The organism is Rhodanobacter sp. MP1X3, assembly GCF_014207165.1.
Taxonomy (GTDB): domain Bacteria; phylum Pseudomonadota; class Gammaproteobacteria; order Xanthomonadales; family Rhodanobacteraceae; genus Rhodanobacter.
The window spans coordinates 1-1,577 of the sequence record NZ_JACHCO010000021.1; the positions used below are offsets into that span (position 1 = coordinate 1).

Sequence of the window (1,577 nt, forward strand, 5' to 3'; positions counted from 1 at the left end):
CATCAGGACGTGCCATTCGAACAAGTGGTGGAACGACTTAATCCGCCGCGCCGGCTGGAACACACGCCGCTGTTTCAGGTGATGTTCGCCTGGCAAAACAACGAGCGTGGTGAGCTAGCGTTGCCGGGGTTGCAGATCGAACCGGTGCAGATGGCGGCCGATCGCAGCAAGTTCGACCTGGAACTGGGTTTGAGTGAGGCCGGCGAGACAATCGAGGGTGCGCTGGGCTATGCGACGGCGTTGTTCGACGCGTCGACGATCGAGCGCTACGCGGGCTATTTGGTGAAGGTGTTGCGCGCGATGGCGGCGGATGCGGTGCAGCCGATGGGCTGCATCGACATGCTCGACACGGCCGAGCGCACGCTGCTGCTGCAAACGTGGAACGCTACGGCGGCGCCGTATCCGGAAAACGTATGCATCCATCAGCTGTTTGAGGCGCAGGTGCGCAAGACGCCGGAGGCCACGGCGGTAATCTATGAGGAGCAGTCCCTCAGTTATGCGGATCTCAATGCCCGGGCCAACCGACTGGCCCATCACCTGATCGATCGGGGTGTAAATCCAGACGACCGGGTGGCGATCTGTGTGGAGCGCAGCATGGCTATGATGGTCGGCCTGCTCGCGATCCTCAAGGCTGGCGGCGCGTATGTGCCACTCGATCCGGCCTATCCTTCTGAACGGCTCGGCCAGATCCTCACCGATGCGGCCCCGAGCATCCTGCTCAGCGACGCCGCAGGCCGTGGTGCCTTGAGCGTGCAGACACTCGAAAACCTGATTGTCATCGAGCTGGATATGACGGCACTACCGCCGGTTTGGTCGACGCTATCGGCGACCGACCCGCAGGTGCCGGAACTGACGTCTCGGCACCTGGCGTATGTCATCTACACCTCCGGCTCGACCGGTACGCCCAAGGGCGTCATGGTCGAGCATCAAACGTTGATCAACTACTTCACCTGGGCTCAGCCAGAGTACTACGCGGACGACCACGGCAACGGTTCGCCCGCCACCTTATCGTTCGCTTTCGACGGTGCGGTAACGGTGCTGTTTGGCCCGCTGCTTGCTGGACAGTCGCTAACATTCCTTCCGTTCGGGCAAGAACTCACGACATTGAAGCATGGCAATCGCGGGCGGCCTTATGCGTCGGTGAAACTCACACCGACGCACTTGCGCATGTTGAGGTCGATGCTCATCGACCCTACGGCGCCTGCGCCTTGGGAGCAATTCATCCTTGGCGGTGAGCCGTTGGCATTCGATGATGTTTTGTTCTGGAACCGAACTTACCCCGACGTGCGGTTGATCAACGAATATGGTCCGACGGAGACCACGATCGGCTGCACATATCACTCGGCTACGTTGTCGAACTGCCTTGCTGGACAGGTGCCGATTGGCCGTCCAATTGCCAATACGCGCCTGTACCTGCTCGATGGCTACGGTCAACCGGTGCCGCTGGGTGCGGTGGGCGAGTTGTACATCGGCGGCGACGGCGTGGCGCGTGGCTATCTGAATCGTCCGGATCTGACATCTGAGCGATTCCTCGACGATCCCTTTGCACCGAAAGCCGGGGGGCGGATGTACCGCAC

1 protein-coding gene is annotated in these 1,577 nt (G+C 61.1%); it reads left to right on the forward strand.

The annotated features are described in order from the left end of the window. Window positions 1-1,577 (forward strand): amino acid adenylation domain-containing protein (locus HDE79_RS21730; protein WP_184605304.1); only part of this gene is annotated, 1,577 nt, incomplete at both ends.